The organism is Neisseria sp. P0021.S007 (assembly GCF_051956855.1).
Window position 1 is genome coordinate 1 of the sequence record NZ_JBQCXA010001678.1, and the last position, 447, is coordinate 447.

The following is a 447-nucleotide window of genomic DNA, read 5'->3' on the forward strand; positions in this document are numbered from 1 at the left end:
GTTCAGTATTCGCGGCGAAGAAAAACACGCTTCCGCTAGCGGCTCAGGCCCTGTTGATGCCATCTTCAAAGCCATTGAAAGCGTGGCACAAAGTGGCGCAACCTTGCAGATTTACTCTGTCAATGCGGTAACTCAAGGCACGGAAAGCCAAGGCGAAACTTCCGTCCGCCTGCAACGCGGCGACCGTGTGGTCAACGGCCAAGGTGCGGATACCGACGTATTGGTGGCAACTGCCAAGGCCTACCTCTCCGCATTGAGCAAACTGGAATTCGGCCAAGCCAAGCCAAAAGCGCAAGGCAGAGGCATGATTTAATGCTTTGAACAAGTAAAGGCCGTCTGAAAACGTTGTAATACGTTTCAGACGGCTTTTTTATTAGTCCGAAGAACCAGCTCGGTTATTGAAGTTTCAGCAGCCTATCTTGTTCGACGGACAATACGCCGTTTACC

General features: G+C 51.5%; 1 protein-coding gene. It reads left to right on the forward strand.

The window, feature by feature from the left end; all coding sequences use genetic code 11:
* Window positions 1-313: alpha-isopropylmalate synthase regulatory domain-containing protein (locus tag ACTHUR_RS20875; protein WP_440400714.1), on the forward strand; the 313-nt coding region annotated here is incomplete at its 5' end.
* Between the last annotated feature and the right edge of the window lie 134 nt (window positions 314-447).